Origin of the sequence: Promineifilum sp. (SeqCode) (assembly GCF_041918635.1) — a bacterium.
In the GTDB taxonomy this organism is placed as follows: domain Bacteria; phylum Chloroflexota; class Anaerolineae; order Promineifilales; family Promineifilaceae; genus Promineifilum.
In genome coordinates, this window is record NZ_JAYRVJ010000152.1 from 19,669 (window position 1) to 33,968 (window position 14,300).

Here is a 14,300-nt window from a genome sequence, read left to right on the forward strand (position 1 = left end):
GGGGCAGAGTATAAGTGGCCCCACCACTTGGCATTGTTGTATTGTGGAGACATGTAACCGATGAGCGTAGCCCAGGCACTCCTCTTTACCCTAATAGGCGGTCTTATAGCCCTGCTGGCGGCCGGCATTATCGCCGCCATCATCCTTTCGGGCGTGCGCCGGGCCACACAGCGCCAGCTCGACAACCAGTTGAAGGGCCAGAAGGACCTCAACGACGAGCAACTGCGCGCCCTGCGCTGGACCATGCAGGAGCAGCAGCAGCAGCAACAACTCGCCGTCGAGCAACTGTTGCAGGCGCGCGCGGCCGAGCCGGCCATCGCGCCCGTCCCAACGCCGCCCTCGCCGCCGGCGACTGGCGACAATGGCTGGGGGCCGGACGTTGCTCACCTGCGCGAGCGGCTGGCGGCCGACAAGAATGCCCAGGGCGCTAACTTGCGCAAGGCTGTTCTGCGGGGCATGGATCTGTCCGGAGCCAACCTGCGCGAGGCCAATCTGAAGCAGGCCGTGCTGCAGGAGGCCGACCTGACCGGGGCGGATCTGACCGGGGCCGACCTGACCGGGGCCGACCTGAAGCGGGCGCTGCTGGTCGAGGCCAGGCTGGCCGGGGCCGACCTGACCGGGGCCGACCTGAGCCACGCCGTCGTTACCGGGGCCGACCTGACCGGAGCCAGCCTGAACCAGGCCGACCTGGCGGGCATGCTCATCGATGAGGTCACGCAGCTAGACCCCAAGTGGCGCACGGCCTGGGAGATCGTCAACCACGGCGCGGCCGGGCGCGACCTGAGCCGCGCCGACCTGCGCGACGTTGATCTGTGGGGCGCGGATTTGCGCGCGGCCCGTTTATGGGAGGCCGACCTCTCAGCCGCCCGGCTCACCCGCGCCGACCTGCGCCGCGCCAAACTCTACAAAGCGCGTATCGACGATCGCACCCAACTCGATCCCAAGTGGCGGCTGACCTGGGAGATCGTCAACCGCGGCGCGGCCGGCCGCGACTTGCGCGAGATCGATCTGAGCGAGGCCGACCTGAGCCGCGCTGACCTGAGCCGCGCCAGCCTGACCAAAGCCAACTTCGCCCGCGCCGACCTGACCGCCGCCGACCTGAGCGGTTCCAACCTGAGCGGGGCCAACTTTAGCCGCGCCGCGCTGGCCGGGGCGGACGCGCGCGAGGCGAACCTGAGCGGCGCGAACCTGAACGGGGCCGATCTGACTAAGGCCGACTTCAGCCGGGCCAAGATGAGTTGGACCGACCTGCGCAATACCCAGGTATCTGAGCTCACCCAGATCGACCCGAAGTGGCGGCTGGTGTGGGAGATTGTCAACCAGGGCGCGATGCAGCGCGACCTGAGCCGGGCCGATCTGGCCGGCGCGAATCTGCGCGAGGCCAACCTGAACGGCGCGGATTTGCGGGCGGCCAAGCTGTGGTTGGCCGACCTGGGCCGGGCCGATCTGCGCCGGGCCAATCTGCGCAGCACCGACCTGCGCGAGTCGAATCTGGTCGGGACTGACTTGCGCGAGACGAATCTGCAAGACACGAATCTGAATGGCGCCCGTTACGACGCGAGCACGCGCTGGCCGGCCGGGTTCGACCCGCTGTCGTCCGGCGCGCTGCTGCGTTCGTCCGCCCGGCCCGAGCCACAGCGCGAGCCGGTCGTCTAGACCCGGCGGTTTGCCCACCGCCGGGAAGTGGAGGAAACGCATGTGCGGCCGATTTTCGCTGGCGGCCACCGGGGAAGAGGTGGCGGCCCATTATCAGTTGCCCGAAGTTCCGTTTCTGGCTCCCCGCTACAACATCGCGCCCACCCAGCCCGTCGCCGCCGTCCGGCTGTCGCCGGCTGGGGAGCGCGAGTGGACACACTTTCAATGGGGCCTGATCCCGTCGTGGGCCAAAGACCCGTCGATGGGCGCAAAGATGATCAACGCCCGCGCCGAGACGGCGGCCGACAAGCCCGCCTTTCGCGCCGCGTTCAAGCGCCGCCGCTGCCTCATTCCGGCCACGGGGTTCTATGAGTGGCGGCAGGAGAACGGGCGCAAGCAGCCGATGTACATCCACGAGGCAGGGCGGGGGGTGATGTCGCTGGCCGGGCTGTGGGAGGTGTGGCAGTCGGCCGACGGCGGGCTGCTGGAGACGTGCACCATCCTGACCACGACGCCCAACGCGCTGATGGAGTCGATCCACAACCGCATGCCGGTCATCCTGGAGCCGGAGGACCACAGTATGTGGCTCGATCCGGCGACGGCCGCCGACCAGCTTAACCACCTGTTGCGGCCGGCCGGCCCGGCGCGCCTGGTTGCCTACCCGGTCAGCACCGCCGTCAACCGCCCCCAGAACGACACGGCCGACTGCATCGCTCCTTTGGTTGAGGGCTAAAAGAGCTCACGCCAAGTACGCAAAGAATGGCAAGAACGCAAAGAAGAAAAGGGTTCTTTGCGTTCTTGGTAATCTTTGCGTGCTTGGCGTGAGCTCTTTCCTAACCGATGCGTTCCAGGCGCCAGTCGTCGAGGAACCAGCCGTTGTTGGCGATGCCGAAGCGGTTGCGGAATGCCGCGCCCAGTCGCACCGCGCCGGGCTGGCTGACCGAGAACTCGTAGACGCGCGTGTTGCGCTGGCCGACGCTGACCGTCGTCCAACCGCTGCCGCCGTCGTTGTGGATGATGCGCATCTCGCCCGACAGCGGATCGGTGGCCCAGACGCGATTGCCGTTGTCATTGTAATTGGCGACGAGATCGGGGAAGAAGTTGAGCGTCATCCGGTAGCGGCCGGGTTGCAGGTACACGTCCTGGAACATGGCGAACGACGTCGGCGCATACCCCTTGAACGCCTTGACGGTGTGGCTGCCGCTGAAGATGAACAGCTGCTGCTCGTCCTCCGGGAACGATCCCGTATCGACCACGCGCACTTCCGGCCGGGCGAACAGCCCGCCGTCGCCGGGGACGAGCTCGTTAGGCCCTTCGTCGGTCGTCAGCAGCCAGCCTTCCGGAACCTGAAGCTCGTTGTAGCCGGAGAAGTACCACGGGCCTTCGAAGCTGCCGTTCTTGAACAGGTTGGCGGCAGGGGCCGGGGTCGCGGTGACCGCCGGAACGGTGTCTGGCTTGGTGGCCGCTGCGGTGGCGGTCGCCGTCGTCGGTAGAGACGCACCGGGCACGAAGATCTTCTGGCCGATGGCGACGATGCGCCGGTCGGCCAGTTCATTGGCCTCGGCAATGGCGTCCATCGTGATGTTGTAGATCACGGAAATGCGATACAGCGTGTCGCCCGCCTCGACGGTGTGGATGACGCCGCCCTCGGTCGCCACGGCGCTAGCCGGGATGGTGTAGGGGCGCGGGGTGGCCGGGGGGCGGGGAGTCGGCGTGGGCGCGCCCAACGGGCCGCTGACGCCAGGAATGATCAGAGACCGGCCGATACTCACAACACGGATATTCTCCAGGTCATTCGCCTCGGCGATGGCCTCCATGCTGACGCCGTACTTGACGGAGATGCTCCACAGCGTGTCGCCCGGCTCGACGACGTGCACCGTGTCGGCGCGCGCCACCTTCGCGGCGAGGAGGAGCAAGGGGAGAAGCAACAGCAGAATAAGATTACGGTGTGTTTTCATTGTTATCTACCATACAGACAGATTTGTTGATGTTGCAGCGCCAGAATTGTGGCATAGGGTTATTGAGTTGGCAAGTGACGATTTGAGACCTGACAGGTGGGCGGCCACAAGTGCAACCCACTTCGGAAAGTGGGTCGCACTTCGTGGCGTGCCCGTTAGAGCGTAATCGTCTATCATTGCTGCGGTTTCCAACGAGGAGGTCGCGATTTGCAGAAAGAGACGATACACCCTGAGGCCCGCGCTGCCGGCCGGCGGCCGTTTGGTCTCTACGCCATCATGCTGCTGCTCTTGCTGATGGCCCTCCCGGCGGTGCTCGATATCATCCGCATCCAATTTGGCTACCCCACGCTACTGCTCCGGCAGATCGCCACGCAGTTCCGCGACTCGGTCGGTATCCTGAAGCTGCTGCTGAGTCTCCATCCGCGAGACAGCGTGCTGATGCTGATCAGTCTGATCGTCATCGCCGTCCTGCTGATCCTCATTCTCGGCCTATGGTTTCGCCTGCGTTGGGCATGGATCGGGACGATGCTCATCATCGGCATCGGTCTGGCCTACAACATCCGACTTTACCTGGTAGATGAACCGCAGTATGTGAACATGGTCATCCACGTCATCGCTGTTTTCTACCTGAACGAGCGCAGTGTGCAGATCGCCTTCGAGCGCCGGTCAGAGAACCCGCGGAGGCCGGCGTGAACGATCTGGAACTGCTGCGCGAGTATGAGCCTATCGTCCGCTTCACCTATGGTGAGCTGTTCTTCCCGCGCGCGGTGGATGAGTACGTGCGCGCTTCCAGCCTGTGGGAGCTGACGGCGGACAAGAAGCTGAACGAGTTGGTCAAGGAGGGGGAGTTGACGCTGGAGAAGCTGGCAACTTATGACAGCTTGCCGGCCGGCCACGTCCTCTTTCTGCGCTTCGTGAGCGAGCCGCTGTCGCCGCTGGAGTACCAGCGCTGGATCACCCGGCCCGACCGGCCGCCCTTCAAGGCTCCCGCCCGGCTGGCGCGGGTTCCGCTCATCTCGCGCATCGGCGACGCCTTCTTCGACCTGTCGCTGGCCGTGCGCGGCACGCTGCCCGGCGGCACGGCCGCCGCGGGTGAGGTGAAGATGCGCGAGTTGGACCGGCGCGACAATCGCCCGGTCTACTACGGCCGCGTTGTGCGCGAGGGGGGCTGGATCGTCCTCCACTACCTGTACTTCTACCCCATGAACAACTGGCGCTCCGGCTTCTATGGCGTCAACGACCACGAAGCCGACTGGGAGCAGGCGCTCATCTTCCTCTACCAGGCCGAGGGGGAGGCGGCCCGGCCCATGTGGGTGGCCTATGCCTCCCACGACTTCAGGGGGGACGAGTTGCGCCGCCGCTTCGACGACCCGCTGCTCTTCCGCGAGGGCAATCACCCCATTCTCTTCGCGGGCGCGGGTTCTCACGGCAGCTACTTCGAGCCGGGCGAGTACATGATGAACATCGAACCGGCCTTTCTGACGCCGGTCAAGAACGTGCTGAACGCCGTGCGCAAGTTCTGGTCGGAGACGCTGCGCCAGGGCGACCCGGAGGCGGCCGCGCGGCGCATCGAGAGTCTGATCAGCGTGCCCTTCGTCGATTACGCGCGCGGCGATGGCGCGGCCATCGGGCCGGGCCAACCGCTGGCCTGGACGCCGGTGCTCATCTCTGACAGCGTGCCCTGGGTCAACAATTACCGCGGTCTGTGGGGGCTGGACACACAGGATCGGCTCGGCGGCGAGCGCGCGCCCTCCGGCCCCAAGTACAACCGGGACGGCAGCATCCGCATGTCGTGGTACGACCCGTTGGGCTGGGCCGGCGTGGACAAGCTTTTCCCGCCGCACGTGTTGGCCGATGAGTTGGGCGAGCGTATCGGCGAGGTAAGCGACGAACTGCGGAAAGTGCGCCAGGAGATCGAGACGGAGCGGGAAACGCTGCGCGATGTGGCCCTCGACGTGGAGGCGCTGAAGGCGACCGACTACTTCAGCACACTCCACCAGAGCCGCACGCGCGACCTGTTGGATAAACAACGCGCCTTCCAGGCCCTGATCGCCCGCGAGACGGAGCTATCGGAGACGCGGCTGGCGCTGAGCGACTTCCTGGGGCGGGTGGAGCGGGGCGACCTGGGGCCGCCGCACGCCCACCTGCGCCACCCCCACCACCCGGCGCCGCCGGTGCAGTTGCGGCGGTCGATGGAGATCTGGGCGGCGCTGAGCGGCGCGCTGGCGATGATGTCGTTCGGCTATCTGCTCATCACCACGCCGCCACACTGGATCGCCTGGGCCATCGCCGCCGCGCTGATCTTCGGCACGGTTGACGCGCTGGCCCGCGGGCATCTGGCCCGTTTTCTGCTGACGGTCATCATCCTGCTGGCCATCATTTGCGCCGTCATCCTGTTCATCGAGTTCTGGCAGTGGATCATCATCGGTGGGTTGGCGGCGGTGGTGCTCTATATGATTCGCGACAACCTGCGCGAGTTGCGTGGGTAGCGAGACGCGGCTTGTAGTCAGGCCATTCATTGCCGTTCTTGCCCCTCCTTGCGCGAAGAACGGCAATGAATGGTCTGACTACGAACGGCGGCTACTCGCCGGTCAGCGCATCGATCTGCTCCACGGCCAATTGCGCCAACGACTCCGTCAGCGCCGTGTCGGGCAGCGGGCCGCTGGCGGCGGCGGCGTGGCTGATGCCGATGACCACGTGGCCGCGCTGAATCTTGATGACGTGGGTCAGCAGATCGCCAGTGGTCGGGCCGCTGGTGGTCAGCGCCATGGCGAAGCTGTCATCCCCGTGCGCGGGAAAGTCCAGCGGCGCGAAGGCAGCCTGGATCGCATTGTCCCCCTCGCCGATGGTGAACTCGATGCAGTCCGATGCCGCCTGGCGCATGTCGGCCAGCGCCGCGCCGGCTTCGGTCGCCGACGGATAGACGGCGTACTCGATGGCGACGCTGGGCAGCCCCTCCAGACTGCGGTAGCCAACGGTCGCCAGGCCGGTGCTGCGGGCGGGCAACTCCAGGCAGGCGAAGCGGTAGGTATCGCCCGGCCCCGGCGAGCGCGTCTGGAAGTCGGGCGGTGGGTTCATCAGCCAATCAGCGGGCACAGCCGCCTCGCGCGGCAGGCTCAGGACGTAGTTTGCGCCGGTACGGGTGGCGGCCGCGGTCGGGGCGGCCGGCGACGCGGCGGCCTCAACCGTCGCGGGATCAGGCGCGAGGGTGGCGGTCGGCAAGGGTGTCGCCGCCGGGACAGTGGCCGGTAGGGGCGTGGCGACGGTGGCGGCGTCGGCGACGGTGTCGGCGGCTGTCGCGGCCGCCGCACCCGTCGTGGGGGCGATGGTCGGCTGCGCGGCCTCCTGACCGGCGCAGGCGGGCAACAGCAGGAGGGCGATCAGGAGAGCGACGGCCGGCGCGCGTTTTGTTACAAAATGTGTCACGATCTTTGCCTCGGGTGAGATGTCAGGGAGTATAGGTGGCCGTTGCTGCGCTTACAATAGTAGGGGCAGACCGGCGTGTCTGCCCTAGGGCACATACGCAGCCCTAGGGCACACAGGCAGCCCCAGGGCGCACAGGCAGCCCCAGGGCGCACACGCAGCCCCAGGGCGCACACGCAGCCCCAGGGCGCACACGTAGGTGCGCCCCTACTCAACGCCGGCCGAGCAGAAACCACGTCTCCATCTCGCCGATGCCTTTCACGTCGATGGTTCCGCGCGGCTCCAGGATGAAATCGTCCTTGATCAGTTCGTAGGTGGGACGGCCGACCTGAATCTTGCCCGGTTGGCCGTGCGATTCCATGCGGCTGGCGATGTTGACGGGGTCGCCCCACACGTCGTAGCTGAACTTCTTGCGGCCGATGACCCCGGCCAGCACCGGCCCGGTGTTGATGCCCATGCGGAACTGAATCTCCGCGGCGCGCGGCGAGGCCCAGCTTTTCAGAAAGTCCATCATCTCCAGCGCTGCGCCGGCCAGGGCATGGGCGTGGTCGGGGCGGGGCGTGGGCACGCCGGAGGCGACCATGTAACCGTCGCCCATCGTGCGTATCTTCTCCAGGTCGTACTTGTCCACCACGTTGTCGAAGTGGGTGTAGATCTCGTTGAGCAGGTTCACCATCTCGGCCGCCTCGACGGTGGTCGAGAGGGGCGTGAAGCCGACCACGTCGGCGAACAGGATGCTGACCGCGTCGAAGCGCTCGGCGATGGTGCGCTGGTCATTCTTCAGGATGCCGGCGATGGATTCAGGGAGGATGTTACACAGCAGGGCCTCGCTTTTTTCCTGTTCCAGGCGCAGCATCCACAGGGCGTTGTCGCGCTGGTGGACAAAGGCGCGGGTCTGGAAGAAGGCCAGGCTGGAGACGATGATGACGTTGAGCGCGAAGAGGGTCAGGATGAGCCATTCGGGCAGGTTGTTGTCGTGCCGCAGGTAAGGGTTGATGGCGCTGGTCACGACGATCAGGAGGACGTAGGCGACGAAGTAGCGCGTGGCCGCGTCGCGGTTGTGGTAGAGCATCGCGCCGAGGGGGGACATGAGCGCGCCGAGGATGAGCGCGCTCGATTGGGCGATGCCGCCCAGGACGATCGTGAGCAGAAACGGCAGCAGGATCGGGCAGAACCATTGGATGAACCCCAGCGGCGCGCGCCGGCCGGCCCGCGCCAGGTAGACCATCGCCCCCAGCATGATCGCCGCGTAGCCCAGGGTGATGCCCGCGGCCAGTGGCTCATGGTAGAGGGCGTAGAGAGCGGCCCAGGTGACGGCCACGGGCAGCAGCAGCAGGCTGCCGCCCATCAGTTGCGCCTTGCGCAGCCGTTCCTCCTCGCTGTCGTCGGGGCGACTGCCGGAGAAGACCAGCGGCCCAAATAGGTTCAACAGGCGGGCGCTCCAGGTCGGTCGCCACGCCTTGGGCGTATCGGAAAGAATAGCCATAGGTTTTTCTCTCGTGCGTTGTGTGCACTCTGTGGGCGCACGGCGAACCCACTGTATACCCTGTAAGCCCACCGTGCTTGCGGTGTAGGCGGCGACGGCTGACGGACGATCCTATTATAGCGAACGAGAAAAGTGGGCAAGGGGCAGTTTGACAGTGCTTCTCAATCCGCGTACACTCGCGCCGATCGACGCCGCGGCCCGGATGTAGCCGGGCTTTTGTGGCCGCCAGCAGGTTAACCGTAGAGGAGAGATCGAATGAACGATGCTGCGCTCGTCCAGGACGCCGTCCGCCGGGTGAAGGCGGGCGAACTGAAACGCCCCACCAATTGCGTGCATGTGGATCAACTCCAGCAGGTGGAGCCGAGGACTGTCGGCTGCGAAGACTGTCTGAAAATGGGGGCAACCTGGATTCACTTGCGCGTGTGTCTGACCTGCGGCTACGTAGGTTGCTGCAACAGTTCCCAGAATAAGCACGCCTCGCGCCACGCCAAGGAGGCCGGCCACCCCGTGGTGATGTCCATGGAGGGTGGCGAAGAGTGGATGTGGTGCTACGAGGATGAGGACTTCATCATCCCCCGCCGTCGCTAATGGACACTTTCGGCCGACCGCCGAACGCCGCGCCATCTGGCCGCGCTGCTGACACCGCTGCCCCCTTTCCATCGGGTGGGGCCGGGGGCGGGAAGGCGGTCGTTGGCGAGCGCCGCGTCATCACCGTCCTCTTCTGCGACGTGGTCGGCTCCACCTCGCTGGCCGGCCGCTTCGACCCGGAAGAGTGGGCCGAAGTGATGAACGAGGCCTTCCGGTACATGATCTCGCCCGTCGAGGAGTATGGCGGCATGATCGCCCGCTTGATGGGCGACGCGGTGCTGGCCTTCTTCGGCGCGCCTCAGGCCCACGAGGATGACCCCCAGCGGGCGGTGCTGGCCGGCCTGGGCATCGTTAACGGCATCCGCGCCTTCGCCCGCGAGTTCGAGCAGGATTACGGCCTGGAGTTCAACGTGCGCGTCGGCATCAACACGGGGCCGGTGGTGGTGGGCGAGATGGGTACGGGCCAGGCGGGCGAGTATACGGCCATGGGCGACGCCATCAACGTGGCGGCCCGTATGGAACAGACCGCCGCGCCGGGAACCGTCCAGATCGCCGAAGACACCTACCGCCTCATCGCTCCGCTGTTCGACGTGTGGGATCTGGGCGGCATCGAGGTGAAGGGCAAGGAAGAGCCGGTTCACGCCTACCGGGTGTTGGGGCTGGAGCCGCAACCGGGCCGGCTGCGCGGGCTGGATGGTATCCAGGTTCCCTTGGTCGGCCGCGACCGCGAGATCGCCCGGCTGCGCGACATCCTGATGGAGCTGAAGGAAGGCCAGAGCCGCATCTGCTACCTGATCGGCGAGGCCGGGTTGGGCAAGAGCCGCCTCATCGCCGAGGTACGCCAGGTGTGGCGCGACCAGTTGGCGGCGGCCTTCGGGGACATCGACCCGCTGTGGCGCGGCTGGTCGGAGTTTGTGGCCCTCTCCTTTGGGGCCAGCCGCCCCTACGACATGCTCAAGCGGCAGGTGCGCACCTACTGCGGCATCCGGGAGACCGACCCACCGGCCGTCATCCACGAACGCCTGGAGGCGCTCATCAGCGCCTACCCCGCGGCGCTGCATGAGCGGATGCACCGGGTGTTCGGGTTTCTGTTGGGTGAGGTGCAACGCGCCGGGGACGGCGCGTCGCACCTGGGGGATGGAGAGGCATTCCAGCGCGAGTTGCGGTCGGTGCTGGAGCAGATGGCCCAGGTGCAGGCCAGCCAGGGGCCGGTGGTCTATGTCATCGACGACGTGCACTGGGCGGACACGGCCTCGCTGGAAGCGCTGCGCTACCTGCTGCCGCTGGTGCGTAAATACCCCATCTTGTTCCTGTTCGCCATGCGGCCGGATTGGAACACGCCTGGCTGGCAACTCTATCTGGAAGCGCAACTGGAGTACCCGGAGTATTGCGCCTCTATCTACCTGGAGCCGCTGTCGGATGATCACAGCCGCGTGTTGCTGCGCGAACTGCTCGGCGACGCCGAAGTGCCGGACGCCGTCTGCGAACTCATCCAGCGCAAGGCGGAGGGCAACCCGTTCTTCGTCGAGGAGACGGTGCGGACGCTACTGGACAGCGGCGTGTTGCGGCGGGGGGGAGCAAGCGGCAGCTACCCAACAGAGTCCGCATCCTCAGATGCGGGTTCCTCAGATGCGGATGGGGGGCTTCACTGGGACACGAACGCGGATGTAGAGCAGGTCGTGGCGCTGATCGGCCTGCCGGGCAACGTGCAGGCATTGCTGACGGCGCGCATCGACCAGCTGGAGCCGGAGGTGCGCCGGACGCTGCAACTGGCGTCGGTCATCGGCCGCTCTTTCCCGTTCCGCGTGCTGGAACGCATCGTCGAAAAGCCGCAGGCGGCGCTTGACGAACACCTGAAGCGGCTGGCCCAGGCCGACCTGGTGCGGCCGGCCGGCTCCGGCTTTGAGGCGGAGTACGCCTTTCGCCACGCCCTGACGCGCGACGCGGCCTATGAGACTATCCTGTTGCGCCAGCGCCGCCGCTACCACCGGCGGGTGGGCGAGACCATCGAGGCGCTCTACACCGACCGGCTGACGGATGAGGCGCCGCGGCTGGCCTACCACTTCGCCGAGTGCCGCGACTGGCCCAGGGCGGTGCGCTACTACGCGCTGGCCGGTGAGGCGGCGGCGCGCCTCTACGCCAACGTCGAGGCGCTGGAGCACCTCAGCCGCGCGCTGGACATCTGCCGGGTGACGCCGGAGGCCGTTGACGAAGCGCAGGTGGTCGAACTGTACCGGCGGCGCGGCCGGGTGTTGGAGGTTGCCGGGCGACACGATGACGCCCTGCGTAACTACGAGGAGCTAGAGCGGCTGGGCCGCGAGCGCCACAGCCCGACGCTGGAACTGGGCGGGCTGATGCCCCAGGCCCCGCTCTACCTGACGCCGACACCTTACCTCAACGCCGAGCGCGGCGGCGTGTTGGCCGACCGCATCCTAACCCTGGCCGAGCGCACCGGCCGCGTCGACGCCGCTGCCTACGGCCATTGGGCGCGGCTGCTGCTGTTCGTCAACGCCGCTCCGGACGGGGCGCGAGCGGTTGAGGAGGGGGAGCGCGCCCTGGCGCTGGCCCGCGAGCACGACCTGACCGAACTGGAGGCGTATGTACTGAACGACATCGGCCGCGCCTATGCCACCGTCGGCCGCACCGACGACGCCTTCGCCGCCTTTGAGGTGGCCTACCGGCGCTGGCTGGAGTTGGGCAATGAGCCGATGATGGCTGACATCCTGGGCATATGGGCCCAGGGCTTGCTGCTGCGCGGCGACCTGACCGGCGCGGAGAGGCTGGCCCGTGAGGCGGTGGCCGTCGGCCGGCGCATTGGCAGTCCCTGGCCCGAGGCATTTGGCAGCGCCGCGCTGGGCTTTGCCTTGATGGAACAGGGGCGGTTTGGCGAGGCGCTGCCCCTGGTGTGGGTAAGCGCCGAGCTTCCCTTGCAGGCCGGCTTCTTCAGCCTGGCCGAGAATATGTCCTTCGTCCTGCGCTCGTTGCTGAGCCGGCTGGGCCAACTTGCCGCCGAGCGAGAGCGGTTGGCGGTGATTCGGGCCCGACTCAGCCAGGGCTTAAAATCGCTGGCTTTTCCGGCTCTCTGGGAGGCGCTCGACCACCTTGACGCGGGCGACGCAATCGCGGCGTATAACCTTTCGGCCGCGATAGCGTGGGCCGGCCCGGCCGAGTTCAGTCGCGGCGGACCGCTCGGTATCTTTCACGTGCTAACTGCGCTCACTATCGCCCTGGCCGCCGAGCGTCCGGTGGAAGTGCTGGCAGCTATCGATCAGCTGGTGGCGAATCTGGCCCGATTTGGTTTTGCGTCGCAACTGGGAGAGGCCTATCGCCTGCGCGGCGATGCCCTGCGCCAACTCGGCCGCCTCGACGAGGCCCGCGCCGCCTACCGGGAGGCGCTGGACGAGGCCGAGCGCCAGGGGGCGCGCTGGGCAGAATGGCTGGCGCTGGCGGCCCTCAGCGAACTGGAGCCGGATCCGGCGCAGGCGTCCGGCTACCGGGCGCGGGCGGTGGCGGTGATTAACTATCTCGCCGGGCAACTGGAGGAGCAGCCGGAGTTGCGGAAGGCATTTCTGAACCGGCCGGAAATACAGAGAGTGGTCAGTGGTCAGTGACTAGTCACTGACCACTGACCACTAACCACTATATGTTCGAGATCGTTCCCTTCCACGAAGAGCTTTTGCCCCAAGCGGGCGAACTGCTGGCCCGGCGGCACGCGCGCGACCGCGCCGACATGCCGCTGCTCCCGGCCCGCTTTGAGACCCCGCGGACGGCGTTGGGCGCGGTGCGCGAGGTGTGGCACCGCGCGTGGTCGCGGGGTGTGGCCGCGCTGCGCGATGGACGGCTGGCCGGCTTTTTGCTCGGGGAGGCCCAGTTCGACACGCTGCGCGGCCGGCACGCCTGGGTTCCATTGGCCGGTCACGCCCTGGCCGCCGACGCGCCGGTCGATCTCTATGGCGAGCTCTACGCCGTGGTCGGGTCGGAGTGGTTGCGATTGGGGGCGTTCGACCACTACGTGATGATGCCGGCCGGCGACCGGGCAGGGCTGGAGGCCTGGTTCGCGTTGAGCTTTGGGCAGGAGCAGTGTCACGCGCTGCGTTCGCTAGTGGCCGGGGAGGCCGGCGAGGACGCCGGCGATCCGGGCTTGTTGCCGGAGGGCGTGCGTATCCGGCGGGCTACGGCCGACGACCGCGACGTGATGGTCGAGGAGATGTCGCCCCTACTGCGGCAACATCTGGCCGGGCCGCCAGTGTGGGGCGCGGCGTTGCCGGAGTATGCCCAGGAGATTCGCGAGGGGTTTGCCGAGATGCTGACGGACGAGACGGTGCACGTCTGGCTGGCCGAACGGACGGAGCCGAGCGGCGGGTCGGGCCGTGTGCTGGGCTATCAGGCCTATTTTCCCGCCTCGCACTCCGACCATAACCTGTCGATTCCGGATCGGGCGGTGGTGCTGAACGTCGCGGCGACGCGGCCGGAAGCGCGCCGGCTGGGCGTCGGCCGCGCCCTGACGCGGGCCGGCCTGGCCGACGCGGCCGCCGGCGGCTACGCGGTCTGCGTCGCCGATTGGCGCACGACGAACCTGGAGGCGCAACGCTTCTGGCCGCGCCTGGGCTTTCGCCCCGCCGTCTATCGCCTGACGCGCAAAGTTGACCCGCGCATTGCTTGGGCGGGGTAGGGGCCAGGTTCTAGGGGCCAGGGACTAGGGAAGAAGGACGGCGCACCCACTGATAACTATCAACTATTAACTATCAACTGACCACTAACATGGCAAATTACGAATTCCTCCGCAAAATCCCCCTTTTCGCCGCGCTGCCGGACGACGACTTGCAGAGTTTGTGCCAGATCGTCCGGGAGTACCATCTGCCGGCGGGCGAGGTGCTGTTCGAAGAGGGCAGCATGGGCGACATGGCCTACGTGATCCGCACCGGCGAGGTGGAGATCATCAAGATCAGCCAGAAGCGCGAAATCCTGCTGGCGATGCGCGGCCCGGGCGAGGTGTTCGGGGAGATCGCCCTGGTGTTCGACTCGCCGCGAACGGCGACGGTGCGGGCGCGCACCGCCACCGACCTGGTGGGCATCGGCCGCGAGGATTTGCGCAAGTTGCTCCAGATCAGCCCGTCGGCCGCGGCCTCGATGTTCGACATCATCCTCTCGCGCTGGCAGAACACGCAGAACCTGCTGCGGCAGAGCGAGAAGATGGCCCAGTTGGGCAC

11 protein-coding genes are annotated in these 14,300 nt (G+C 66.9%); 8 read left to right on the top strand and 3 right to left on the bottom strand.

Going from position 1 to position 14,300, the window contains the following annotated elements:
• Positions 1-60: 60 nt before the first annotated feature.
• A complete protein-coding gene (locus ACE3UY_RS05090; RefSeq protein WP_374686470.1) occupies positions 61-1,656 on the top strand; it encodes a pentapeptide repeat-containing protein in 1,596 nt (531 codons plus the stop codon).
• Between the two features lie 40 nt (positions 1,657-1,696).
• Positions 1,697-2,368 carry an SOS response-associated peptidase gene (locus ACE3UY_RS05095; RefSeq protein WP_374686471.1) on the top strand — a complete coding sequence of 224 codons (672 nt, stop codon included), beginning with the start codon at positions 1,697-1,699 and terminating at the stop codon, positions 2,366-2,368.
• A gap of 100 nt (positions 2,369-2,468) precedes the next feature.
• On the opposite strand, the gene ACE3UY_RS05100 is transcribed toward ACE3UY_RS05095, so the two are convergent.
• The gene (locus ACE3UY_RS05100; protein ID WP_374686472.1) at positions 2,469-3,593 is read right to left on the bottom strand and encodes a LysM peptidoglycan-binding domain-containing protein; all 1,125 of its coding nucleotides are present in this window, start codon (positions 3,591-3,593) and stop codon (positions 2,469-2,471) included.
• A gap of 207 nt (positions 3,594-3,800) precedes the next feature.
• Between ACE3UY_RS05100 and ACE3UY_RS05105 the strand changes: the two genes are divergently transcribed.
• Both ACE3UY_RS05105 and ACE3UY_RS05110 read left to right on the top strand, forming a co-directional pair.
• A complete protein-coding gene (locus tag ACE3UY_RS05105; protein WP_374686473.1) occupies positions 3,801-4,286 on the top strand; it encodes a hypothetical protein in 486 nt (161 codons plus the stop codon).
• A complete protein-coding gene (locus tag ACE3UY_RS05110) occupies positions 4,283-6,082 on the top strand; it encodes a hypothetical protein (protein ID WP_374686474.1) in 1,800 nt (599 codons plus the stop codon). The genes ACE3UY_RS05105 and ACE3UY_RS05110 overlap by 4 nt, the downstream gene beginning before the upstream one ends.
• 91 nt (positions 6,083-6,173) lie before the next feature.
• Here the strand turns inward: ACE3UY_RS05110 and ACE3UY_RS05115 are convergent, their stop codons facing one another.
• Together ACE3UY_RS05115 and ACE3UY_RS05120 are read right to left on the bottom strand one after the other, a co-directional pair.
• Complete coding sequence (locus tag ACE3UY_RS05115; RefSeq protein WP_374686475.1) at positions 6,174-7,019, bottom strand: hypothetical protein; 846 nt, start codon at positions 7,017-7,019, stop codon at positions 6,174-6,176.
• A 208-nt stretch (positions 7,020-7,227) separates the two neighbouring features.
• A complete protein-coding gene (locus ACE3UY_RS05120) occupies positions 7,228-8,502 on the bottom strand; it encodes an adenylate/guanylate cyclase domain-containing protein (protein WP_374686476.1) in 1,275 nt (424 codons plus the stop codon).
• A gap of 255 nt (positions 8,503-8,757) precedes the next feature.
• Between ACE3UY_RS05120 and ACE3UY_RS05125 the strand changes: the two genes are divergently transcribed.
• From ACE3UY_RS05125 to ACE3UY_RS05140, 4 genes are all read left to right on the top strand, one after another.
• Positions 8,758-9,090: a UBP-type zinc finger domain-containing protein gene (locus ACE3UY_RS05125; RefSeq protein WP_374686477.1), complete on the top strand. Its 333-nt coding sequence runs from the start codon at positions 8,758-8,760 to the stop codon at positions 9,088-9,090.
• On the top strand, positions 9,090-12,701 hold the full coding sequence (locus tag ACE3UY_RS05130; RefSeq protein ID WP_374686478.1) for an adenylate/guanylate cyclase domain-containing protein: 3,612 nt from the start codon (positions 9,090-9,092) through the stop codon (positions 12,699-12,701). Before ACE3UY_RS05125 ends, ACE3UY_RS05130 begins: the two co-directional genes overlap by 1 nt.
• Positions 12,702-12,733: 32 nt before the next feature.
• Positions 12,734-13,762, top strand: a complete 1,029-nt coding sequence (locus ACE3UY_RS05135; RefSeq protein ID WP_374686479.1) for an N-acetyltransferase family protein — start codon at positions 12,734-12,736, stop codon at positions 13,760-13,762.
• Positions 13,763-13,851: 89 nt separating this feature from the next.
• Positions 13,852-14,300: cyclic nucleotide-binding domain-containing protein (locus ACE3UY_RS05140; protein ID WP_374686480.1), on the top strand; the 449-nt coding region annotated here is incomplete at its 3' end.